Source organism: Alcaligenes sp. Marseille-Q7550, assembly GCF_965112015.1.
The window spans coordinates 651563-673392 of record NZ_CBCOPU010000002.1 but is presented as its reverse complement, the minus strand read 5'-3'; the positions used below and the strand labels follow the sequence as shown (position 1 = coordinate 673392).

Genomic DNA, 21830 nt, shown 5'->3' with positions numbered 1-21830 from the left:
TACGCTTGACGACCATAGCAAGGTGGTCCCACGCCTTCCCATCCCGAACAGGACTGTGAAACGCCTTCGCGCCGATGATAGTGGACGGACGTCTGTGAAAGTAGGTCATCGTCAAGCTCTTATCCGTCAAAACCCCCGCAAGCACCCGTTGCGGGGGTTTTGCTTTTTACGCGCCCCCAAGCACAGCGCCCTCGCCTTCGCGGCCCGGCGCGCGTCGGTGCCGGGCGCCAGAGCCGCGGCCCGCGGCATCCCAAACGCCTCGCCCGCAAGAGGCGCGGCCCGCTCGGATGCCCTGGCGCTCTCCGCCTATCCCATGTTCCGCCACGCCCACCCCTCGCTCGGGCGGATTGCTGCGCCCTGCCGCGCTTGCGCCAGGCCTCGGAGGCGGCCCGGCCGCCAGCCGCTGAACTCAAGACCGGCGCTGATCGCGCCACTTTCCATGACCGAACGCCCGGTTGCGCTTGCAGGTTGTTACAGACGATGCCAGCTCAGCAAGAACGGGTAAAATGGCTTGATACTGTTGTCGTCAATGCTTGATTCAGGAGAACCGAATGAACCAGCCCGTCAACCCCGAACTCGAACCTGTCCTGCCGCTGCGCAAGATCGCGCACTTCTGCTATTCCCTGGCTCCCCTCGCCATGATCAGTGCGGGCCTCTTCGGAGCGGCGGCGGTGGCCGCAGTCATCCTGGCTTACGTCAAGCGGGGTGACGCCTCCGGAACCATTTACGCCAGCCATCTGGATTGGATCATCAAGACCTTTTGGTGGGGGCTGCTCTGGGTGGTGCTCAGCGCCTTGCTCACGGCGGTTTTCATTGGCTGGGTGACAGGCTTGGTCGCCCTGGTGTGGATCATCCACCGCTTGATCAAGGGCTGGCTGGCCTTGGCGGGCGGCCAGGCATTGGGACAGGATTACTGATCGCACACGCTGGCTCTTACAGCGCAGCCGCCCTGACAGAAAAGGTGTTCGCTGGAACACCTTTTTCTTGGCCGGAAGAGGCTGCCGTATCCGGAGAGCTCAGTCGCAGAGCAACTGGATCTGCGAGACGTGCAGGTGATGCAGGCATTCGCGCAGCAACAGAAGATAAGCGCCGAGCGATTTGTCGTCCAGCGGCGACGGCCCCGAAGCTGACTCAGCGGCTTTGGCCGTGGACGAGGCGCCTACGGTGGCGTCCGCATAGATGTTGAAAACGGTTTCCAGGTTCTCGATGCTCAAGGCGTGGTTGTCATTGCCCGTTACGTCCTTGATCCATTGCATGAGCCGGCCGGCCTGCGATCCGGAGGCGAAGACCTGGAATTGGCGCAAGTCCAGCCGCGCCGGCATGAGGGCGTCTTCCACCACTTCGATGGCTTGTTCCAACTGGAGCGCCGTGGTGCCGGGACCGGCGAAGCAGGTGGCCAGGAGTTGCGTCAAGGTCAGTTCGGGGAATGGCTCGATATGCACGGGAACCCCTTTACGGGCCAGGCCGATGGCGGCTTCGTCGTCCGTGAAGTGCAGCACGGCGATCTGGGCATGGGGTTGAGCAAGCTGCAGATGTTGAAGCAGGGCCAGGATAGTGTGGGGTGGGTTCAGGGTTGTCGCATTGTCCGACATGATGATCCTCATTGACTGTCCGTATCTGTCTTGTCTTGCGGAGACGCTACCTGGAACAAGGCCAGGGCCAGGGGCCGCTGGACATCGTGATCCACGACGGGGAAGGGATAATCCCGGCCGAGCGCGAAATCAAGCGGCAGTTGCCTGGCCTGCCAGGGGGCATGAATGGCCTTGGCATCGAGTCGGGCCAGTTCAGGCACGTAGCGCCGAATAAAGTCTCCATCGGGGTCGAACTTGCGGGACTGGGTGACGGGATTGAAGATGCGAAAATAGGGCTGCGCATCGCACCCCGTTGACGCCGCCCACTGCCAGCCGCCCACGTTGGAGGCCATGTCGTAATCGAGCAGCTTGCGCGAAAAGTATTGTTCGCCCCACCTCCAGTCTATCAGCAAATCCTTCACCAGAAAGGATGCGGTGATCATGCGCAGGCGGTTGTGCATATAGCCTGACTGATTAAGCTGACGCATGGCGGCATCCACGATGGGATACCCTGTGCGGCCCGCGCACCAGGCCTGGAACCAGTCCTTCCGGTTTGGATAGGGCAGGTCGCGGTAGGCGGGCTTGAAACTTTGGGTGGCGCTGTCGGGATGATGCCAGAGAAATTGCTGATAGAACTCGCGCCAGATCAGTTCGCTCAGCCATGCCGCGGCGCCCTGGGAGTCGCTTGGCCAGGCCAGCGCCACGGCCTGGCGCACGGACAGCGTGCCAAAGCGCAGATGCGGCGCCAGGTAGGATACGCCGCGCTTGGCGGGAAAGTCGCGCTGGCTGGCATAGGCGTGCAGCCGGGGCTCGAACTGCCTGAGCATCTGCTGCGCGCCGGCCAGGCCGGGTGGATTGAGCAGTTTCTTTTCCAGTCCCGGCTCAAACCCCAGTTCGGCAAGGCTGGGCAGATCCTGCGCCGGCAGGCGCGCCCAGGTGCCTTGCTGCGTATCGTGGGGCTGCACGTCGTGTGCGCCTATACGTTCCAGCCAGGCTCGTTTGTAGGGCGTGAAGACGGTATAGGGGCTGCCCTGCCGGGTCAGGATCTCGTCACGTGCGAAGATGACCTGGTCCTTGTACAGGTGCAGCGTCCGGCCCTCGGCGGCCAGCGCCTGGGAGACGGCGGCGTCGCGTTCGCGGGCGGCGGGCTCGTAATCTTCGTTGGCGTAGACGGCTTCGGCCTGCAGGTTCTGCGCCAACTCGGGCAAGATACGCCGGGGATCGCCCTGGGCCGTGACCAGGTCGCTGCCCAGGCGGCGCAACTCATGCTGCACCTGCAGCAGGCTTTCGCGTATGAAGGCGACCCGCAGATCATCGGCGGGCAGCGGCTCCAGGATGCTCGTGTCAAAGACGAACACGCAGGCAACCGGACGGCCGCTGCGCAGGGCGTGGTGCAGGGCGGCATTGTCTTGCAGGCGCAGGTCGCGGCGCAGCCAGCAGATGGAAAGAGAATGACTCATGGCATAGATGCGGGGCATGGCGGCCGCGCGAACTCGAAGAGCGGCGCTCGGGCGCGGGCAAGAAAAAAGGCCGCGGCTGGTCCCAGCGGCGCGGCCTGATACTGCGCGAGGTGCCGGCGCACCCGCCGGCTCACTTGAGATGGGCGCTGACCAGCTTGGTCAGTTCGAACATGGACACCTGGTCCTTGCCGAACAGCGGACGCAGCTTGGCATCGGCATTGATGTTGCGGCGGTTCGCGGGATCCTGGAGATTGTGCTTTTTGATGTAGTCCCAGATCTTCTTGGTGACTTCGGCATGGGGCAGCGCGCCGGGACCGATCACGGCAGCCAGGGTGGGGCTAGGAGTGAGGGGCTTCATGAAGGCTGCATTGGGTTTGCGAGCAGCAGGCTTTTTTTCAGTGCTGGCCATGAACAGAACTCCTGAGGAATGAGTTGAAAGGACAGGATATGCGACTGGGCACGACTCCGCTGTCAGCATACCGTGATCCTTCCAGGAAATCCAAGCCATTTGTTTCCTAAGGCAACCGGGGCTGCGAGGGGATTTTCCCCGGCTGGACCGGCGCGGCGGATTTTGCTGGCGGCGCCGAGCGCCAGCCGGGCCTCGGCGTGAAGGGACAAGGCATGCGTATGGCGGATGCCTGTAGCATAATGATGGATTCGATACCCAAAAGGCGAGTCCCGGCGGTGCGCCAGCGCCGCCCGCCCTGTTTGGCGCTGCCGGCAGGACGGGATCGCCCGTTTTTGAGCCTAGTTATGAGCCCTACCGTGGATACCCTTGTAATTCGCCGTCCCGACGACTGGCATCTGCATCTGCGCGATGGCGCGGTGCTGGAATCCGTCGTAGGCCACACTGCCGCGCAGTTTGGCCGCGCCATCATCATGCCGAACCTGACCCCGCCGGTCACCACCACGGCGCTGGCCTTGGCCTATCGCGAGCGTATCCTGGCCGCCTTGCAAAAGACGGGCGTGCATTCAGGGTTCGAGCCCCTGATGACGCTGTACCTGACCGACAATACCGACCCCGACGAGATGCGCCGCGCCCGCGACAGCGGCAAGGTGCACGGGGTCAAGCTGTATCCGGCCGGCGCCACCACCAATTCGGATGCCGGCGTGACCGACCTGCTGGGCAAGTGCAGCAAGGTCCTGGAAGTCATGCAGGAAGTGGGCATGCCCTTGCTGATGCACGGCGAGGTCACCGATCCCGCCGTGGACCTGTTCGATCGCGAAGCCGTGTTCATCGAGCGCGTCATGATTCCGATGCGCAAGGCCTTCCCCGAATTGAAAGTGGTGTTCGAGCACCTGACCACGGCCGATGGCGCAGCCTACGTCAGCCAGGCCGAGGGCCCGGTCGCCGCCACCATTACCGCGCACCACCTGCTGTACAACCGCAACGCCTTGTTCCAGGGCGGCCTGCAGCCGCATTGGTACTGCCTGCCCGTATTGAAGCGGGAAACACATCGTCAGGCCTTGCTGAAAGCCGCGACCAGCGACAGCGGCCGCTTCTTCCTGGGCACGGACAGCGCCCCTCATGCCCGCAGCCGCAAGGAACAGGCCTGCGGCTGCGCCGGCTGCTACACGGCCCTGCACGCCATGGAGCTGTACGCCACCGCCTTTGATCAGGTGGGCCGTCTGGACAAGCTGGAGGCGTTCTCCAGCCTGAATGGACCGGCTTTCTATGGCTTACCTGTGAACGAAGGCAGCCTGACCCTCAAGCGCGGCCAGTTCGCCATTCCCGATTCCGTCGATATGGCCGGAGATCCGCTGGTGCCGCTGGCCGCCGGTCAATCGCTGGATTGGAGCGTGGTGGCCTGATCGCTTCCGTGCAGCGGAAATTGCAGGCGCGCGGCATGCCGCGCGCCTTCTTTTTCCATATCACGGAGCGGTTTCTCCTACGGATACAGCATGCTGGATACCTTATTTGCGGATATTTCGTGGCCCGCGCTGCTCATCAGAATGACGGCCACGGCTTTGGTGGTGGTGATGGTGTCGTGGTCGGTGGGCGCCTTCGGCCCCCTGATCGGCGGAGCGCTGGCCGGCTTGCCCATGGTGCTGGGGCCAGGGTTCTATTTTCTGGCGGCGCAGTTTCCGGCGGCCTTTGTGCATCAGGCCGCATCCTATGCGCTGTATTCATTGTGCGCCACGCAACTGTTCGTGCTGGCCTACATCCTGGCGGCGCGTACCTTGACGCCCTGGCGCACGCTGGCTTGCGCCGTGCTGACCTGGCTGGCTTCGGCGGCGCTGCTGGCCTTCCTGCCCGCGCAACCCTGGCTGGGCCTGGCGGTGTTCGCACTGGTCACGGCAGGCTGCGTGCGCCTGGGGCGCGGGGCCGCGTCGGCAGCGGCCGCGGCCAGAGGCAAGGCGGGTTGGGGCTTGTTGCTGTTGCGCGGGGCGCTGGCAGGCGTGCTGGTGGCGTTCGTGACCACGGCCAGCCAGTGGCTGGGCGCCAGCGGTTCGGGCCTGCTGCTGGCTTTTCCCATCGGTTATACCGTGGTGGCGGTGACGATACACCAGAAGATGGGGGCGGGCAGCGTGATCGCCACCTTGCGCTCGGCCCTGCTGGGCACGACCAGCCTGGCGGGTTTCTGCACCGTGCTGGCGCTGTCAGTGGAGCAGATGGCCTGGCCCCTGGCCTTGCTGCTGGCGGCGGGCGTGTCCATGTCGATCACCCTGGGCCTGGTACTTCGGCCCTGGGCTCGTCGTTGAAGGATCAGGCGGGGTCGAACAGATCCTGAGGGCCGCTGTTGCGCGGCGGCGTCAGGCCCAGGTGCCGCCAGGTGTTCAGCGTGGCGGTGCGGCCGCGCGGCGTGCGCTGCAGGAATCCGTGCTGGATCAGGTAGGGCTCGATGACGTCTTCGATGGTGTCGCGTTCTTCGCCGATGGCGGCCGCCAGGCTGTCCACGCCGACAGGGCCGCCGTCGAACTTGTGCACGATGGCCTCCAGCAGCTTGCGGTCCATCAGGTCCAGGCCTTGGGGATCGACTTCCAGCATGGCCAGCGCCGCCTGCGCGCATTCAGTGTGGATGACGCCGCCGGTCTTGACTTCGGCGTAGTCGCGCACGCGCCGCAGCAGGCGATTGGCGATGCGCGGCGTGCCGCGCGAGCGGCGGGCGATCTCGTAGGTGCCGTCGTCGGTGGTGGACACATTGAGCAGGCCGGCGCTGCGCGCCACGATGCGGGCCAGATCGTCCACGCCGTAGAATTCCAGCCGCGACACGATGCCGAAGCGGTCGCGCAAGGGATTGGTGAGCATGCCGGCGCGCGTGGTGGCGCCCACCAGGGTGAAAGGCTGCAGGTCCAGCTTGACGCTGCGCGCGGCCGGCCCTTCGCCGATCAGGATGTCGATCTGGAAATCCTCCAGCGCCGGGTAGAGGATTTCTTCCACCACGGGCGATAGCCGGTGGATTTCGTCGATGAACAGAACGTCGTTGGGTTCCAGGTTGGTGAGCAGGGCGGCGAGGTCGCCTGGACGCTCCAGCACGGGACCGGAGGTCTGGCGCAGGTTCACGCCCATTTCGTGGGCGATGATGTGCGCCAGCGTGGTCTTGCCCAGTCCGGGCGGGCCGAACAGCAGCACATGGTCCAGGGCCTCGCGGCGCTGGCGGGCGGCGGCGATGAAGATTTCCAGCTGCTCGCGTGCGCGGGCCTGGCCCACGTAGTCGTCCAGCATCTTGGGGCGCAGGGCGCGTTCGATGGATTCCTCGTTGGGCGACAGGGCCTTGGGCGTGATGATGCGCTGCTCGGACGGCAGACTGGAGAGCGAATCGGAGTGAATGGCCATGGTGTTCAGGCTGATTGAATATACAGTATGGTACACCATGCGGACCCTGGCCGGACATAGGCCGGGACGAATGAATGCCCGCACGCTCCCGCCGCGGTTCCCGGGCCGGCAAGGCTAGGCGCGAGCCGTGCTGTTCCCGCATAATGAAGGGTCGATGTCCCCAGAAGAGATTTTACCCATGTCCTCTACCATGCCGACCTTTGACGATGTCCTGGCGGCGGCGCAGCGCCTCAAGCCCGTGGCCCACCGCACGCCGGTGCTGACGTCCTCCACCTTGAACCAGCGCCTGAACGGCGAAGTCTATTTCAAGTGCGAGAATTTCCAGCGCATCGGCGCCTTCAAGTTCCGCGGCGGCTATAACGCGCTGGCCAGTCTCTCGCCCGAGCAGCGCCGCGCCGGCGTGGTGGCCTTTTCTTCCGGAAACCATGCCCAGGCCGTGGCGCTGGCCGCTCGCTTGCTGGGCATGCCGGCCACCATCATCATGAATTCCGATGCGCCCGCCGCCAAGCTGGCGGCCACGCGCGGCTATGGCGCCAACGTGGTGGAGTACGACCGCCTGACGCAGGACCGGGCGCAGATCGCCCAGGAGCTGGTGGAGCGTGAGGGTTTGACGCTGATTCCGCCTTTCGGCCATGCCGACGTCATTGCCGGGCAGGGCACGGCGGCGCGCGAACTCCTGGAGGACGTGCCCGACCTGCAGGAACTGTACGTGCCGCTGGGCGGCGGCGGCCTGTTGTCGGGCTGCCTGCTGGCCGCGCATGCGATGGCTCCGGACTGCAAGGTGTATGGCGTCGAGCCCCAGGCCGGCAATGACGCCCAGCAGTCCTTGCGCCGCGGGGAGATCGTCAAGATCGCGCCGCCGTCCTCGATCGCGGACGGGGCCCTGACCCAGGCCCTGGCGCCCATCACGTTTGACATCATCCGCCGGCACGTGGCCGACATCGTCACCGCCACCGATCCGGAACTGGTGGACGCGTTGCGTTTCTTTGCCGAGCGCATGAAGATCGTGGCGGAGCCGACCGGCTGTCTGGGAGCGGCTGCCGTGATGCGGCAGGCCAATCTGCAGGGGCGGCGGGTAGGTGTGGTGATCAGCGGCGGCAACGTGGACGTGGGCGCACTGGGCCGTCTGCTGGCTTGAGCGCCCGGGCAGGAGAGCTGTTGCGGCCCGCCTGCGTCGGGCCGATTCGCTTCAGCCGCGCGAGAGCGATTTGAGCGCCTGCTTGATGCCTTCGGACACGTCGATGCCTTCGGGCAAAGCCTTGACCGCGACGGCGGCTTCCTTGCTGGAGTAGCCCAGCGCTTCCAGGGCGTGCAGCACGTCGTCGCGGCTGCTGGGGGCGGCGCCGCTCACGGCGCTGCCGCCCAGGTCCGCGCCCAGCTTGCCGCGCAGCTCCAGCAGCAATCGCTCGGCGGTCTTCTTGCCTATGCCTGGAATCTTGACCAGGCGGCCGCTTTCCTGGCGGGTGACGGCGTCGGCCAGCTCGTCCGCGCTCATGCCCGAGAGCAGGGCCAGGGCCGTGCGTGCGCCGATGCCCGTGACCTTGATCAGGGCGCGGAAGGTGCTGCGTTCGGACAGGCTGGAAAAGCCGAACAGCACATGGGCGTCCTCGCGGATGGCCAGGTGCGTGAACAGGCTGACCTGCGCGCCCAGCTCGGGCATCTGGTAGAGCGTGCTCATGGGCACGTCGATCTCGTAGCCCACGCCGCCCACATCCACGCAGATGGTGGGCGGTTGTTTTTCGATCAGGGTTCCGCGGATGCGTCCTATCATGGAAATACCTCTGGTTCAGGGGGTGACGGCGGGCCCTAGCCCAATACCCTGCCGGCGCGGATGCGGCGGCGCGGACCGGCGGCCAGCACGCCGCTCTTCTGCAGGCCCGCCAGCACGCTGGCATGGTGTGCATGGCTGATGGCGCAGGCCAGGGCGTCGGCCGAGTCCGGCGCCGGCAGGCCGTTGAGCTGCAGCAGACGCTGCACCATGAGCTGGATCTGCTCCTTGGCGGCATGGCCGTTGCCCGCCACGGTTTTCTTGATCTGCAGGGCCGTGTATTCGTGCACGTCCAGGCCGCCCACGGCCAGGGCGCACAAAGCCGCGCCGCGGGCCTGACCCAGCAGCAGGGTGGAGGCGGGATTGCTGTTGACGAAGACTTTCTCGATGGCGGAGGTGTCCGGCCTGCTCTGTTCGATGACTTCCGCGATGTGGGTCAGGATGAGCTTGAGCCGCTGAGCCAGGGGGAGGTCGGCCGGGACCACGATGGTCCCGCTCGAGACGTAGTTCAACCTGGGCCCCTGGGCGTCGATCACGCCGAAACCGGTGCGTCGCAGGCCAGGGTCTATGCCCAGGATGCGCATGTCAGGGACGGAAGCTGGCGCGTGCCGGTCAGGACCATGGCGATGCCGCGCTCGTTGGCGGCGGCGATGACTTCATCGTCGCGCACGCTGCCGCCGGGCTGGATCACGCAGGTCGCGCCGGCTTCGGCCACCACGTCCAGGCCGTCGCGGAACGGGAAGAAGGCGTCCGAGGCCACGGCGGATCCCGCCAGGGACAGGCCGGCGTTCTCGGCCTTGATGGAGGCGATGCGGGCGGAATCCACGCGGCTCATCTGGCCGGCGCCCACGCCCAGCGTCATGCCCTGGCCGCAGAACACGATGGCGTTGGACTTGACGTACTTGGCCACGTTCCAGGCGAACAGCAGATCCTGCATCTGCTGGGCGGTGGGCTGCACCTGGGTCACGACCTTGAAGGCCTGGACATTGTCGCGGAAGGTGTCGGGCGTCTGGACCAGCCAGCCGCCGCCCACGCGCTTGACGTCGAAGGCGTTGTGGGCGTCGCCCGCGTCCACGGTCAGCACGCGCACGTTCTTCTTGGCGGCGAACACGTCCAGGGCACCCTGGGTGTAGGAGGGCGCCAGCAGCACTTCCACGAACTGGCTGCTGATGGCCTGGGCCGCGGCTTCGTCCACTTCACGGTTGAAGGCGATGATGCCGCCGAAGGCGGAGGTGGGATCGGTCTGGAATGCCTTGCGGTAGGCCTGCTCGGCGGTTTCGCCCAGGGCCACGCCGCAGGGATTGGCGTGCTTGACGATCACGCAGGCGCCGGCATCGAAGCTGCGCACGCATTCCCAGGCGGCGTCCGCGTCGGCGATGTTGTTGTAGGACAGCTCCTTGCCCTGCAGCTGGCGGTAGCGGCCCAGCAGGCCGGCGCCGATCTGCGCATCCGCGTAGAAGGCGGCGGACTGGTGCGGGTTCTCGCCGTAGCGCAGGGTTTGCTGCTGCCGGACCTGGATGGTCAGCACGCGCGGCCATTCGGCGCGCTCGGGGGCGCTTTCCTGGGCGGGCTCGGCCTGCGCCAGGCTGGTGAGGTAGGCGGCGATGGCGCCGTCGTAGGAAGCCGTGTGGGCGTAGACTTTGGCGGCCAGCTCCAGGCGCAGGCCGTAGGAGGGGTGGCCGGCGGGGCCGTCGATGTCGGCCAGCACGCGCTCGTAGTCGGCCGGGTCTATGACCACGCACACGCCGCCTTCCGGCGTGCCGTGATTCTTGGCGGCGGCGCGCAGCATGGCGGGACCGCCGATGTCGATGTTCTCGACGGCGTTGGCAAAGGTGCAGCCGGGCTTGGCGATGGTCTCGCGGAACGGATAGAGGTTGACGACCAGCAGATCGATGCGATCGATGCCGTGCTCTTCAATGGTCTTCAGGTGTTCGGCGCTGTCGCGGCGGGCCAGCAGGCCGCCGTGGATCTTGGGATGCAGCGTCTTGACGCGGCCGTCCAGGATCTCGGGCGAGCCGGTGTGCTGGGCCACTTCGGTGACGTTCAGGCCGGCTTGCGCCAGCAGCTTGGCGGTGCCGCCGGTGGACAAGAGGCGCACGCCGCGCTGGGCCAGCGCCTGGGCGAATTCGACAATACCGGTTTTGTCGGAGACAGAAAGAAGAGCTGTCTGGATTTTCATGGAAGGTGAGGCTTGAGGGTTAGGAATCAGGGTTGCAGGTTGTGGGCGCTGAGCTTCTTGCGCAGCGTGCTGCGCGTGATGCCCAGCATTTCCGCGGCCTTGGACTGGTTGCCGGCGGATTTTTCCAGGGCAACCTGCAAAACGGGCCGTTCCACGCAGGAGATGACCATCGACAGCATGTCGCGTGGCTCGGAGTCGCCCAGGTCGGCGAAATAGCGTTCCAGGCGCTCACGTACGGACTGTTCGAGTGGGTTGGTCGTAGACATTTTTTTCTGAAGGTATACGTTGCTTAAATACAAAAGAGCTGCTTGCGACGCCCTATCCCTGGTAAGGCTGGTCGAGGTCGCATTCGTCGAACCATAGTTTTATGGTCTGCAGTTGTTCGGTGCAGCATTCAATGCGGTTGATGCGTCCCAGCCAGCGTTCGGCATCGGGCATGCCGGACAGATACCAGCCAATATGCTTGCGGGCAGTACGTACACCAGTGTGCTGCCCATAGAAGGCGTAATGATCTTCCAGGTGCTCGACCATGCAGTCGCGCAGTTCCCCGAACGTGGGGGCAGCGCGGTGCGTGCCGTGTTCGAGGTAATGCAGGATTTACCGGAAGATCCAGGGTCGTCCCTGGGCCGCCCGACCTACCATGACGGCATCCGCTCCGGTGTACTCTAGTACGAATTTGGCCTTTTCGGGACTATCGATATCCCCATTGGCAATGACCGGAATAGAGATGCTGTTCTTGACTTCGCGTATGGTGTCGTATTCGGCCTGGCCCTGGTAGAAGTCGCAGCGAGTGCGGCCGTGCAGGGTGAGAGCGGCGATGCCGATGTCTTCGGCCAGCCGGGCGATACGCACAGCATTGCGCGATTGCGCGTCCCAGCCGGTGCGGGTCTTGAGTGTAACCGGAACCTGGTGGGGAGTACATGCCTTGACAACGTGTTCCAGGATGTCGACCACCCTGGCTTCGTCGCGCAGCAGGGCCGAGCCGGAGGCGACATTGCACACCTTCTTGGCGGGGCAGCCCATGTTGATGTCGATGATGCGGGCGCCCTTGCCTATGTTGAAGACGGCGGCCTCGGCCATCATTTCGGGGTCTGAGCCGGCGATCTGGACCGCCACAGGGTCGATTTCGCCGTCGTGGTTCAGGCGGCGCGAGGTCTTGACGCTGTCCCACAGGCGCTTGTTGCTGGCGGCCATTTCGGATACCGCGTAGCCCGCACCCAGCGCCTTGCACAGCCGACGGTAAGGTCGATCCGTGACGCCAGCCATGGGGGCGATGAAGATAGGATTGGGAAGGGTCCAGGAACCAATGCGCATTTAGGGGATTTTAACCTTCCCGTCCCGCTCTGTGGGAGAAGACTTTGCATGAGCTTAGTCGGCAGGCGGCGCTCCTGGCCCGGGCGCCCCCGGGCGGGCTAGGCTCGCAGGCCCTGCAGGAGCTGGCGCGCGAAGGGTCTGCGCGCCAGGGGCAGGGTGTCCATGGCCAGCAGTCCCAGTCCGCAGGCGTGTTGCACCAGCGGATTGCGAGTGGCGAACAGGCGCGGCAGGGTATCGGTGATGGCGGCGGTCAGCCAGCGGTCGGGGCGCCGCAGCCGGGCGTAGCGGGCCAGGAAAGGATCGGGATCCTGGCGGCAGTCGGCTTGCCAGGCGGCCAGGCTTTGTGCCAATTGCGCCACATCGCGCAGCCCCAGGTTCAGGCCCTGGCCGGCCACCGGGTGCAGGGTCTGGGCGGCGTTGCCCACCGCCAGCAGGCGTTCGGCCAGCCGGCTGGGGCCGGCATGGAAGGCCAGGGGGAACAGATGGCGCGCCGAGACCGGTTCCAGTACGCCCAGGCGTTCCCCAAAGGCCTGCATCAGCGCGGACTGGAAATCGGCGGCCGGCAATTCGGCCAGCATCTGGCTGCGTTCGGGCGAATTGCACCAGACGATGCCGTACAGGTCGGGAGCGTCGGGATGGGGCAGGGCGGCCAGAGGGCCGTTGGCGGTGAATCGTTCGTAGGCCCAGCCGTCCTGAGGCCGGCCGGCGCGCACGGTGGTCAGCAGGGCGTGCTGGCCGTATTCCCGGCGCACGCCGGCGGGACGGGCGCCGTCGCACTGGACGGCCAGCAGGGCGGAGGACTGGCCGGCGTCGGGCTGCACCAGCATGCGCCCGGGAGCCGGGCGCGCCTGGGCGGCCGGGGCGGGCGCCAGCGTCACGCCGCTGTCGCGCAGGCGGGCGTGCAGGCTCCAGAGCAGATCGTCGTAGTGCACCACGGCGCCCAGGTCGGGCACCCCGAGCTCGTCGGCCTGGATCAGGCAGCGCCCCAGCCGGCCCTGCTGGGATACATGCACGGTGCGCATGAGGGCGGCCCGGCTGGGCCAGGCCCTGAGCTGGTTCAGGATGAGGCGGCGGCTGCCGTGGTTCAGAGCCAGGGTGCGCGGGTCGCCCTGCGCGTGGTCCGTGGCCGCGAGATCGAAGTTCTTGCCCAGGACGGCGATCCGGGAGGGATCGGAGTGCTGGCTGGCCAGCAGCAGCGCCAGGGCGGCTCCGACGGGGCCGGCGCCGCAGATGGCGATATCAAAGTCGGTGGCGTTCATGGGGACCTCGTGACGACGGCGGAGCAATTCGGGTATTGTACGGGAAGGCGACCGCCGCGACGGCCCGCAGGGGAAGGCCCCGCGGGACACGGCGGTCTTGCGCAACGGCCGCCCAGGCCCCGGCTCGGATTTTGCCCATGTCCCCACAGACACTGCATCTCGAACAGGCTTCGCGTTTTCGCAACAAGACCCTGGCCGCCTTGCTGGCCCTGTTTTTCGGCTCCCTGGGGGCGCACGGGCTGTACCTGGGGCGGCGGCTGTGGTGGCTGCCGCTGGCCTACACGATGCTGATGGCGGCCGGAGTCCTGGTCGCCGATACCTGGTGGGACAATATCTTCGTGCATCTGCTCATCGTGCCGGTGACGGCCGGCATCCTGGAAGCGGTGATCCTGGCCTTGCGCGATCCGGCGCGCTTTGACGCCGTCTACAACCCGCAGGGCGGGGGGCGGAACAGCCATGGCTGGCCCAGCGTCCTCACCGCCATCGCCGGCGCCGTCGCCTTCGTCAATATCAGCCTGTACTGGCTGGCCATCATCGTCCTGGCCCTGTATCGCCACCTGGGCTGGCTGGACTCCTGGGTCTACTAGAATCTGTTCACGAAAAAAACGCGAATGGCGCCACCGGCAAGGCTGTTGTAAAACAAAGGCTTACAAACTTTCCGCCTGGGGTTTTCCCTTGTGGAGAAGGCTTGCCTACGCTACAATATGGGTTCTTTCATTTCATAGGAGCTGTGTGGTGAATTCCGACCCCGGCGACAGTCCCAGTCGAATGGTTTTCGACATGTTGACGTCCAGGCGCGTCCAGGCCCGCTGATTCATGCACAGCTTGCCGCGTCCTGGGAAATTCAGGGCGTGGCTTTTCTCCGGCGGCTTTTCTGCGCCGCCCGAAATCCCGCCATTCCGTCCTTAGGAGGCCTTCAGGCTTCCGCATCCTGATATGCCGCATGTCTCATGCGCAAGAGGAGGAATGCATGCGTATTTTTGATCTCTTTCTGCGTCGCGCCGGAATCCAGGCCTCCACGGCCCGTGCGCGCAACAACCTTTCCGTGTCCCGCCTGACGGTGGTCTGCCCGCGCGGCGACCTTGCCCAGGTGCGGCGCCGTATCTACTCCGACCTGAACACCGCCGGCATACGGGTGGCCAATCTGGAAGTCGATCACTCCGACACCCACGATACCGCCCAGGCCTGCGTCACCCTGACCTGCCCGCCTGAGCTGCGGGCCGAGCTGATGCAGCGCGCACGGCTCATCCGTGATTACCCGGGCGTGCTGAACGTCAGGTGGGCAGGCCGCGAGCGTATTGCTATAAACTAAGTCGCAACTGGTTTTCCGGATTGCGCATTCATGACCCTGATAGACTGGCTGACCCCCTGGGAGTTCTCTCCCGTACTGCTGGCGACCTTTCTGCTGGTCATCGTGCTGTACGTCAGGGGGCTGCGCGTGCACCGGCCCAATCGGCTGCGCCAATGTTTTTTCTGGGTCGGCCTGATCCTGCTGTACCTGTCCCTGCACACCCGGCTGGATTACTACGCCGAGCGCATGTTCTTCATCCATCGGGCCCAGCACCTGATCCTGCATCACCTGGGCCCGCTGTTCCTGATGGGAGCCTATCCGGGCCAGACCTTGCGCGCGGGCCTGCCCCTGGCCTGGCGCCGCCGCCTGGCGGACTGGCTGCGCCGTCCATCCGGTCGTCGGGTGCAGGCCGTACTGACCAATCCCGTGCTGGTGGCCTTCCTGTTCGTGTTCCTGGTGCTGGTGTGGATGCTGCCCGTGGTGCAGTTCTATTCCATGCTGGACTGGCGCCTGTATCGGCTCATGAACTGGTCGGTGGTCATCAGCGGCATTCTGTACTGGAACCTCATCCTGGATCGCCGGCCTTCTCCGCCGGCCCGGCTGTCCGTGGGCTGGCGCAGTCTGTCGCCCGTCATCACCATGGTGCCGCAAATGGTCGTGGGCGCCATCATCACCTTCACCGAATACGACCTTTACCCCATTTTTGACCTCTGCGGCCGGGCCATCCCGGGCATGGACGCCGTGGCCGACCAGGTCATGGGCGGCCTGATCATGTGGGTGCTGGCGGGATTGGTCGAAGTCTTCGGCCTGCTCTATGCTCTGGGCACGCTGATGCGCCTGTCCGCCCGCCACCGCCGGCCCGAACCTCGTCGCCGCGCCGCGACCGCGTCGGCGGCCGCCAGTTGATCCTGTTGGGAGTTCGAATGTTGTTCAAACCTGTTTTACATCTGGCGCGCACGGGTCTGGCGCTGCTGCTGGCCGCCTGCCTGGCCGCGCCCGCGCAGTCCCAGCCCATGGGCATCCCTTCCATGGGGGCCGCTTCCGGCGCGGAATTGTCGCCCTCCCTGGAACGGACGCTGGGCAATGCCATCATGGAGCAGGGGCGCCGCTCGCCGGACTACGTGGCCGATTCCGACATCAACCAATACCTGACGGACATGGGGCGCAAGCTGGCGCGCCATGGGCCGGCCATGGCGCAGCCGGTCACCGTCTTCGCCTTGCGCGACAGCAGCATCAACGCATTCGCCCTGCCGGGCGGCTACATCGGCATCCACAGCGGGCTGATCACCGCGTCGCAGTCCGAGTCGGAGCTGGCCTCCGTGCTGGCGCACGAAATCGCGCACGTCGCCCAGCGTCATGTGGCGCGCGGCATCACCCAGAGCGCCCAGAGCAATCACCTGATGATCGCCGCCCTGGCCGGCGCCTTGCTGGGCGCGCTGGCGGGCAGCGGGGACCTGGCCATGGGGGCGGCCGCCTTCGGGCAGGCCGCCGCCGTGGATCGGCAACTGGGGTTCTCGCGCCAGGCCGAGCAGGAAGCCGATCGGGTCGGTTTTGAGATGCTGACCAAGGCCGGCTACGAACCGCAGGGCATGGTGCGCATGTTCCAGCGCCTGGCCTCGGCCTCGCGCCTGAACGAGAGCGCCAGCGCGAACGAGTACGCCAGCACTCACCCACTGTCCCAGCAGCGCGAGTCCGACATCCAGAACCGGGTCCGCGGCGTGCCCGCCTCGGGGTATCAGGACTCGCCATCGTTCTGGTATGTGCGCGCCAAGCTGATGATCATGCAGGCCGGCGCGGGCCAGGCCCTGCGCGAGGTGGAGCAGAGCCTGCAGAGCAGCGCGCGGCAGGAGCAGGACAGCATCGAGCGGTCCGCCGCCCTGTATGGCCTGGCCTACATCGCCATGGGGCGGCAGGATTACGATCAGGCCCGGGCCTTGCTGGCCCAGGCAGGCGGGCAGGGGCGCTACCAGGCCCCGGAGCTGGACACCCTGGCGGTCAGCGTGGAGATCGCGGCGGGCGATCGCCAGGCCGCCCAGGCCCGGGCCCAGCAAGCATGGAAGCGCTGGCCGCGCAGCCAGGGTGCGGCCCTGGCGTATGTGCAGGTGTTGCAGCAGGCGGGCCAGAACGAGCAGGCGCAGCGTTTCCTGCTGCAGCTCATCGAGCAATGGCCCGACGTGCCGCGCCTGCACCAGCTGCTGGCGCAGACCTATGATCGCCTGGGCGACGGGGTCAAGGCGCGCCGCGCCATGGCGGAGTACTACCAGCTGGTGGGCGCGCTGCCTACCGCGGTGGAACAGCTGCAGCAGGCGCGCAACCTGACCACGGACTTCTACCAGCAATCGGAGCTGGATACGCAGATCCGGCAATTGCGTGAACGGGTCGAGAATGAAAGGGCGCTGCTGGAGCGTTTCCGCTCCTGATCGGACCTAGCCGCGCGTTTCGAAGAAACGGGCCAGCCGGGCGGGCAGCCAGCCCATATTGCCGGGAAAACGGCCCGTGGTGAAACCCACATGCCCGCCTTCGGCGGGCTGATGCAGCAGGATGGAGTCCGAGCAGTCCTGCACGCCGGGCAGGCAGGACTGCGGCACGAAAGGGTCATTGCGGGCGTTGAGCACCAGCGTGGGCACCCGGATGTCGGGCAGCAGCGGCTTGCTGGAAGCGCGGGTCCAGTAGTCCAGCGCATTGCGAAAGCCGTGCATGGGGGCGGTGTAGATGTCGTCGAATTCGCGCGGCGTGCGCGCCTGGGCCAGGCGCACGGTATCGATCAGGCCCGGAAAGCGGCGCGCCTTGTCCTGCAGCTTGGTGCGCATGGTCTTCAGGAAGTAGGGCGAATAGAACCAGCGCCCCATGCGTGATTCGGACAGGTAACGGCCGCAGGTCACCAGGTCCAGCGGCACGGAAATGGACGCGCAGGCCTGCAGCCAGCCCGCCTTGTCGCCCGCCTCTCCCAGGAACTTGAGCATGGCGTTGCCGCCCAGCGACGTGCCGGCCGCGTGCCAGCGCGCATTGGGCAGGTGGCTGCGCACCGAGTCCAGGATGAAGCTGACTTCCTCCGAGTCCCCCGAATAGTAGGCGCGAGCCATGCGATTGGGAAAACCCGAGCAGCCCCGGAAGTGGGCGACCACCACGACCCAGCCGCGCGCCCGGAAATACTGGGCGATGGCCTGGATGTAGTGGCTGCGGCTGCTGCCTTCCAGGCCGTGGAACAGGACGAGGGCGTGGGTATCCGCGCTGGAGGGCAGGCTGGCCCAGTCTTCGGGCTGCAGCCAGCGCCGCGCGGCGGTGCGCGACAGATGGGCGTCGGCATGGGCCGTGGCGCCGTTGGCCAGCTTGTCGGCGAACAGTCCGGGTCCGGTCCAGTCCAGGTCCAGGAAGTCGCCGTCCGGCGTATCCAGGCGCTGGCGCACGAAGGCGATATGGTGATGGCGGGCGAAGAACGCGCTGTGTATGGTCTGCAGGTGTCCGCCCGGCAGCCAGGCGGGCAGGGGGCAGGTGCTGGTATCCAGGCGAGCGCTCATGTTCAGGCGCCGCCGCAGGTGCGCGCGCCCGACGACGCGCGCATGGCCCGTGCCGTCAGGGGCGGAGTGAAGGAGGGGGCGGGGTCCAACGATGCAACCGGATGGATCAGTGGCCGTGGACTTTCTCGCCTTCTTTCAGGCGGTAGCGGGCGCCGCAGTAGGGGCAGGCGGCTTCGCCGGTCTTGCTGATATCGATGTACACGCGCGGATGCATGCTCCAAAGCGGTGCCTGGGGACCAGGGCAGTGCACGGGCAGGTCGGCAGCTCCGACCATGATCAGTTCGTGCTCTGCTTTTTTGGGTTCGATAGCGGCGCTCATAGGGTTCCTGAAAAACGATAGACCAACGGATAGGCAAGGTAGGGGCACGGCGGACGGCAGGCGCGCCTGGCGCCGCCGTTTCCCGGGTGCACAATCTGAAGATTGTACCAAGACGGCGCGTGTTTTTCGTGAACACGTGCCAAAGGACGACACAGGCCGATGTGCAGCAGCCATGGAGCGGCCGGAGGACAATTTGGGAGCCGGGCGCCGCCAGCGGCGGTTTTACTCCTAAAATAACGAACCATAAGCAAAATAGCCGCAGCGGCCCGGGCCGCGCGGACATCCCGCATCAGGAGGGGGCGTGCAGGCCTTCACGAAAATATCCCGCCTGTTGCCCGGTCCCCAGGACCGCGTCAACATGCGCGAAGGATTCATCGATTTCATTCCGGCCCTGATCGCCACGGTGGTCTGGGGCTTCGTGACCGGCGTGGCCATGGTCAAGTCGGGCCTGAGCGGCCTGGAAGCCACCTTGATGACCTTGCTGGTCTACGCCGGCTCCGCCCAGCTGACGGCCCTGCCGCTGATCGAGTCGCACGCGCCCCTGTGGCTGATCTTCGCGGCGGGCTTCATCGTCAACATCCGCTTCATCATCTTCGGCGCCGCGCTGCAGCCGTTTTTCCGCCACCTGGACTGGAAGCGGCGCCTGGGGCTGGGCTACATCACCAGCGACATGGTGTTCGTGCTGTTCATGTCGCGCTACGGCGACGCCAAGGAACGAGGTTCGCGCGAGCATCTGTGGTATTACCTGGGCATCATCCTGCCGGGCTGGGTGAGCTGGCAGCTCGCCTCGCTGGCGGGCATCGTGCTCAGCGCCTATGTGCCTACCTCGTGGTCGCTGGAGTTCGCGGCCATCCTGGCCCTTCTTGCGCTGCTGATCCCGCTGGTCAACAACCGGCCCATGTGGGCCTGCCTGCTGACGGCCGGAGCCATTGCCTGGGTCGGCCAGCTGCTGCCCCTGCGCCTGGGGCTGGTGGCCGCGGTGCTCGGCGGAGTGCTCGCGGGCGTGGCGGCAGAACAACTGCAACGGCACAGGGACGCACGGCGATGAGCGATTGGCAGTATGATTGGTACGTTTTGGGTGCGATCGCCCTGCTGGTGTTGTGCAGCCTGCTGACCCGTACCGGCTATTTCATGTTCGGCGACCTGCTGCCCCTGACCGAGCGTATGCGGCGCGCCTTGCGCTATGCTCCGGTGGCCGCCCTGGTGGCGATCATCGTGCCGGAGCTTCTGCCCTGGGCGCCCGGCGACACTCCCCGATTGGATATCAAAGCGCTGGCCAGCCTGGTCGCCGTGCTGGTGTTCATCCGTACCCGCAATGCCGTATGGGTCATCGTGGCCGGCATGCTGGCTTTCTGGCTGATTCGCGCCGTCGTGGCCTGACGCCACAAATCCGATGGTTCATGTCCGCTTTCCTCTGTTGGACCGGCGGGCATAAGCTAAAATAGGGTTGTTACAAATGCTTGCCAATCATGAGCAAGCCGAATTTTTGCGTACATGACAGATAAAACTTCTCCGACCTCCGATACCGTTACTTTTGCTGATTTCGGTCTGCACCCTGGAATCCTGAGCGCCGTGCTGGACGCGGGATACTCCAAGCCCACGCCGATCCAGGCGGAAGCCATTCCCGTGGTGTTGGCCGGACGTGATGTCATGGGCGCCGCCCAGACCGGCTCCGGCAAGACCGCGGCATTCTCGCTGCCCATCCTGAACCGGCTGATGGCTCATGCCAACACCAGCGCCTCGCCGGCGCGCCACCCCGTGCGCGCCCTGGTGCTGACGCCGACCCGCGAACTGGCCGACCAGGTCGCCGAAAGCATTGCGCTCTACAGCAAGTCCGTGCCGCTGCGTTCCGCGGTGGTGTTCGGCGGCGTGGACATCGGTCCCCAGAAGGAAGCGCTGCGCGGGGGCGTGGAAATCGTGATCGCCACGCCGGGCCGCCTGCTCGACCACATCGAGCAGCGCACCGTCAACCTGAGCCAGGTGGGCATCCTGGTGCTGGACGAGGCCGACCGCATGCTGGACATGGGCTTTCTGCCCGACCTGGATCGCATCGTCAGCCTGCTGCCCAAGAATCGCCAGGGCCTGCTGTTCTCGGCCACGTTCAGCAAGGAAATCCGCAAGCTGGCGCGCTCCTTCCTGAACGAGCCCGTGGAGATCGAGGTGGCCGCCCGCAACGCGACCGCCTCCACGGTCACGCAACTGATCTACCCCATGCCCGCGGACGACAAGCGCCGCGCCGTGGTGCACCTGGTCAAGACCAAGAAGCTGACGCAGACCATCGTCTTTTCCAACACCAAGATCGGCGCCGGCCAGCTGGCCCGCTACCTGGAGCGCGAAGGCATACGCGCCGAATCCATCCACGGCAACAAGAGCCAGCTGGAGCGCATGAAGGTGCTGGACGCCTTCAAGGGCGGCAAGGTGGACGTGCTGGTGGCCACCGACGTGGCCGCCCGCGGCCTGGACGTGGCCGGCGTGCCCTGCGTGATCAATTTCGACCTGCCCTACAATGCGGAAGACTATGTGCACCGCATCGGCCGCACCGGCCGCGCCGGCGCCTCGGGCGAAGCCATCGCCCTGATGTCGCCTGACGAGGAGAACCTGCTGCAGGACATCGAGAAGCTGATCGGCTCCGCCGTGCCGCGCGGCCGCCTGGAACTGCCCTCGGCTTCGTCGGGCAGCCGCAACGGCCGCCATGAGCGCGGCGAGCGCCGTTCCTACCAGCCCAGCACGCCGCCGGTGGACGAGTTCTTCCTGAAGCCTTACGAGCCTTCCACCGCCGCGCCGGCCAAGCCCGCCGCCGTGCGCAGCAATGCGCCGCGCAAGCGTTCGGTGGGCGTGCTGCTAGGCGGCGGCCGCTACTAGGGCGCGCAGATCGCCCGGACCGCCCGGCACGGTGGCGCTTTGCGCCGACACGCTGCGCAGCAGCCGCTCCAGATGCTCGATGTGGGGCAGCATGGGACCGTAGAACACGGTCCCATTTTCATTCTGGACCTGCAGGGTGGGGAAGTCCTCGATGTCCTCATCGCCCAGCAGCTCGGGTTTTTCCTCGATGTCGATCCAGACCAGGCAGGCCTGGGGCCATTGCTCGGCCAGGGCCTCGAAGGCGGGCTGGTACTGCTTGCAGGTCTTGCACCAGTCGGCGCAGAAGCAGGCGACCAGCAGGGCGTCGGGGTGCTCTTGCAGGTGCCGGGCCAGCGCCGGCAGTTCGAGGTGGGCGTTGAACAGGGCCATAATTTCATACAGACAAAGCGAAGTGACTATGTCTATGATAACCGGGTAATCGGCTGCGCGCCTTCGCGCCAGCCTCGCCGCTCGCGGCGGGGTCGAGCGGGCCTGCGCCGATGCGGCGCCCTGAGCGCCCCCATATCGTTGC

23 protein-coding genes, 1 rRNA gene and 1 pseudogene are annotated in these 21830 nt (G+C 66.0%); 12 read left to right on the top strand and 13 right to left on the bottom strand.

Annotation, left to right across the window (positions count from 1 at the left end; all coding sequences use genetic code 11):
• Window positions 1-4 precede the first annotated feature (4 nt).
• Window positions 5-117 (top strand): 5S ribosomal RNA (gene rrf / locus ACWPWO_RS12510).
• A 434-nt stretch (window positions 118-551) separates the two neighbouring features.
• Entirely contained in the window at window positions 552-917 is a 366-nt protein-coding gene (locus tag ACWPWO_RS12505; RefSeq protein ID WP_454006867.1) for a DUF4870 family protein, read from the top strand.
• Between the two features lie 99 nt (window positions 918-1016).
• On the opposite strand, the gene ACWPWO_RS12500 is transcribed toward ACWPWO_RS12505, so the two are convergent.
• The 3 genes from ACWPWO_RS12500 to ACWPWO_RS12490 form a co-directional block, all read right to left on the bottom strand.
• On the bottom strand, window positions 1017-1604 hold the full coding sequence (locus ACWPWO_RS12500; RefSeq protein ID WP_454006866.1) for a hypothetical protein: 588 nt from the start codon (window positions 1602-1604) through the stop codon (window positions 1017-1019).
• Window positions 1601-3031: a cryptochrome/photolyase family protein gene (locus tag ACWPWO_RS12495; RefSeq protein ID WP_454006865.1), complete on the bottom strand. Its 1431-nt coding sequence runs from the start codon at window positions 3029-3031 to the stop codon at window positions 1601-1603. The genes ACWPWO_RS12500 and ACWPWO_RS12495 overlap by 4 nt, the downstream gene beginning before the upstream one ends.
• Window positions 3032-3161: 130 nt before the next feature.
• A complete protein-coding gene (locus ACWPWO_RS12490; protein WP_454006864.1) occupies window positions 3162-3440 on the bottom strand; it encodes an SWIB/MDM2 domain-containing protein in 279 nt (92 codons plus the stop codon).
• A 344-nt stretch (window positions 3441-3784) separates the two neighbouring features.
• On the opposite strand from ACWPWO_RS12490, the gene pyrC reads away from it, so the two are divergent.
• Both pyrC and ACWPWO_RS12480 read left to right on the top strand, forming a co-directional pair.
• Complete coding sequence (pyrC, locus tag ACWPWO_RS12485; RefSeq protein WP_394061351.1) at window positions 3785-4843, top strand: dihydroorotase; 1059 nt, start codon at window positions 3785-3787, stop codon at window positions 4841-4843.
• 90 nt (window positions 4844-4933) lie between these two features.
• Window positions 4934-5734, top strand: a complete 801-nt coding sequence (locus tag ACWPWO_RS12480) for a hypothetical protein (protein WP_454006863.1) — start codon at window positions 4934-4936, stop codon at window positions 5732-5734.
• A gap of 4 nt (window positions 5735-5738) precedes the next feature.
• Here the strand turns inward: ACWPWO_RS12480 and ruvB are convergent, their stop codons facing one another.
• Window positions 5739-6809: a Holliday junction branch migration DNA helicase RuvB gene (gene ruvB, locus ACWPWO_RS12475; protein ID WP_394061347.1), complete on the bottom strand. Its 1071-nt coding sequence runs from the start codon at window positions 6807-6809 to the stop codon at window positions 5739-5741.
• A gap of 178 nt (window positions 6810-6987) precedes the next feature.
• Here ruvB and ACWPWO_RS12470 point away from each other — a divergent pair, with 178 nt between their 5' ends.
• On the top strand, window positions 6988-7947 hold the full coding sequence (locus tag ACWPWO_RS12470) for a threo-3-hydroxy-L-aspartate ammonia-lyase (RefSeq protein WP_394061345.1): 960 nt from the start codon (window positions 6988-6990) through the stop codon (window positions 7945-7947).
• A 51-nt stretch (window positions 7948-7998) separates the two neighbouring features.
• Here ACWPWO_RS12470 and ruvA read toward each other — a convergent pair whose 3' ends face one another.
• From ruvA to ACWPWO_RS12440, 6 genes and pseudogenes are all read right to left on the bottom strand, one after another.
• Window positions 7999-8580 carry a Holliday junction branch migration protein RuvA gene (ruvA, locus tag ACWPWO_RS12465; RefSeq protein ID WP_454006862.1) on the bottom strand — a complete coding sequence of 194 codons (582 nt, stop codon included), beginning with the start codon at window positions 8578-8580 and terminating at the stop codon, window positions 7999-8001.
• A gap of 35 nt (window positions 8581-8615) precedes the next feature.
• Entirely contained in the window at window positions 8616-9161 is a 546-nt protein-coding gene (gene ruvC, locus ACWPWO_RS12460) for a crossover junction endodeoxyribonuclease RuvC (RefSeq protein WP_394061341.1), read from the bottom strand.
• Window positions 9143-10756, bottom strand: a complete 1614-nt coding sequence (gene purH, locus ACWPWO_RS12455) for a bifunctional phosphoribosylaminoimidazolecarboxamide formyltransferase/IMP cyclohydrolase (protein WP_454006861.1) — start codon at window positions 10754-10756, stop codon at window positions 9143-9145. The genes ruvC and purH overlap by 19 nt, the downstream gene beginning before the upstream one ends.
• A gap of 26 nt (window positions 10757-10782) precedes the next feature.
• Entirely contained in the window at window positions 10783-11022 is a 240-nt protein-coding gene (locus tag ACWPWO_RS12450; protein WP_394061337.1) for a helix-turn-helix domain-containing protein, read from the bottom strand.
• A gap of 52 nt (window positions 11023-11074) precedes the next feature.
• Window positions 11075-12070 (bottom strand): annotated as a pseudogene (gene dusB, locus ACWPWO_RS12445) (tRNA dihydrouridine synthase DusB).
• A 98-nt stretch (window positions 12071-12168) separates the two neighbouring features.
• Window positions 12169-13329, bottom strand: a complete 1161-nt coding sequence (locus ACWPWO_RS12440; RefSeq protein WP_454006860.1) for an FAD-dependent monooxygenase — start codon at window positions 13327-13329, stop codon at window positions 12169-12171.
• A gap of 137 nt (window positions 13330-13466) precedes the next feature.
• On the opposite strand from ACWPWO_RS12440, the gene ACWPWO_RS12435 reads away from it, so the two are divergent.
• The 4 genes from ACWPWO_RS12435 to ACWPWO_RS12420 all read left to right on the top strand — a co-directional run bounded on the left by ACWPWO_RS12435 (window position 13467) and on the right by ACWPWO_RS12420 (window position 17040).
• The gene (locus ACWPWO_RS12435; protein WP_454006859.1) at window positions 13467-13916 is read left to right on the top strand and encodes a hypothetical protein; all 450 of its coding nucleotides are present in this window, start codon (window positions 13467-13469) and stop codon (window positions 13914-13916) included.
• Window positions 13917-14299: 383 nt separating this feature from the next.
• Window positions 14300-14641 (top strand): hypothetical protein, encoded by a 342-nt coding sequence (locus tag ACWPWO_RS12430; protein ID WP_394061329.1) that lies wholly within the window; start codon window positions 14300-14302, stop codon window positions 14639-14641.
• Window positions 14642-14671: 30 nt separating this feature from the next.
• Window positions 14672-15526: a cytochrome c oxidase assembly protein gene (locus ACWPWO_RS12425; RefSeq protein ID WP_454006858.1), complete on the top strand. Its 855-nt coding sequence runs from the start codon at window positions 14672-14674 to the stop codon at window positions 15524-15526.
• Window positions 15527-15543: 17 nt separating this feature from the next.
• A complete protein-coding gene (locus ACWPWO_RS12420; protein ID WP_454006857.1) occupies window positions 15544-17040 on the top strand; it encodes a M48 family metalloprotease in 1497 nt (498 codons plus the stop codon).
• A gap of 6 nt (window positions 17041-17046) precedes the next feature.
• Here ACWPWO_RS12420 and ACWPWO_RS12415 read toward each other — a convergent pair whose 3' ends face one another.
• Window positions 17047-18138, bottom strand: coding sequence for a YheT family hydrolase (locus tag ACWPWO_RS12415; RefSeq protein ID WP_454006856.1), 1092 nt, complete (start codon window positions 18136-18138; stop codon window positions 17047-17049).
• Window positions 18139-18244: 106 nt separating this feature from the next.
• Window positions 18245-18457 (bottom strand): zinc-finger domain-containing protein, encoded by a 213-nt coding sequence (locus ACWPWO_RS12410; RefSeq protein ID WP_454006855.1) that lies wholly within the window; start codon window positions 18455-18457, stop codon window positions 18245-18247.
• A 358-nt stretch (window positions 18458-18815) separates the two neighbouring features.
• On the opposite strand from ACWPWO_RS12410, the gene ACWPWO_RS12405 reads away from it, so the two are divergent.
• From ACWPWO_RS12405 to ACWPWO_RS12395, 3 genes are all read left to right on the top strand, one after another.
• Window positions 18816-19505, top strand: a complete 690-nt coding sequence (locus tag ACWPWO_RS12405; RefSeq protein WP_394065845.1) for an AzlC family ABC transporter permease — start codon at window positions 18816-18818, stop codon at window positions 19503-19505.
• Entirely contained in the window at window positions 19502-19837 is a 336-nt protein-coding gene (locus tag ACWPWO_RS12400) for an AzlD domain-containing protein (protein WP_394061319.1), read from the top strand. Before ACWPWO_RS12405 ends, ACWPWO_RS12400 begins: the two co-directional genes overlap by 4 nt.
• Window positions 19838-19951: 114 nt before the next feature.
• Entirely contained in the window at window positions 19952-21319 is a 1368-nt protein-coding gene (locus tag ACWPWO_RS12395) for a DEAD/DEAH box helicase (RefSeq protein ID WP_454006854.1), read from the top strand.
• Here the strand turns inward: ACWPWO_RS12395 and ACWPWO_RS12390 are convergent.
• Window positions 21299-21688 (bottom strand): thioredoxin family protein, encoded by a 390-nt coding sequence (locus ACWPWO_RS12390; protein ID WP_454006853.1) that lies wholly within the window; start codon window positions 21686-21688, stop codon window positions 21299-21301. The two genes, ACWPWO_RS12395 and ACWPWO_RS12390, sit on opposite strands and share 21 nt — an antisense overlap.
• Between the last annotated feature and the right edge of the window lie 142 nt (window positions 21689-21830).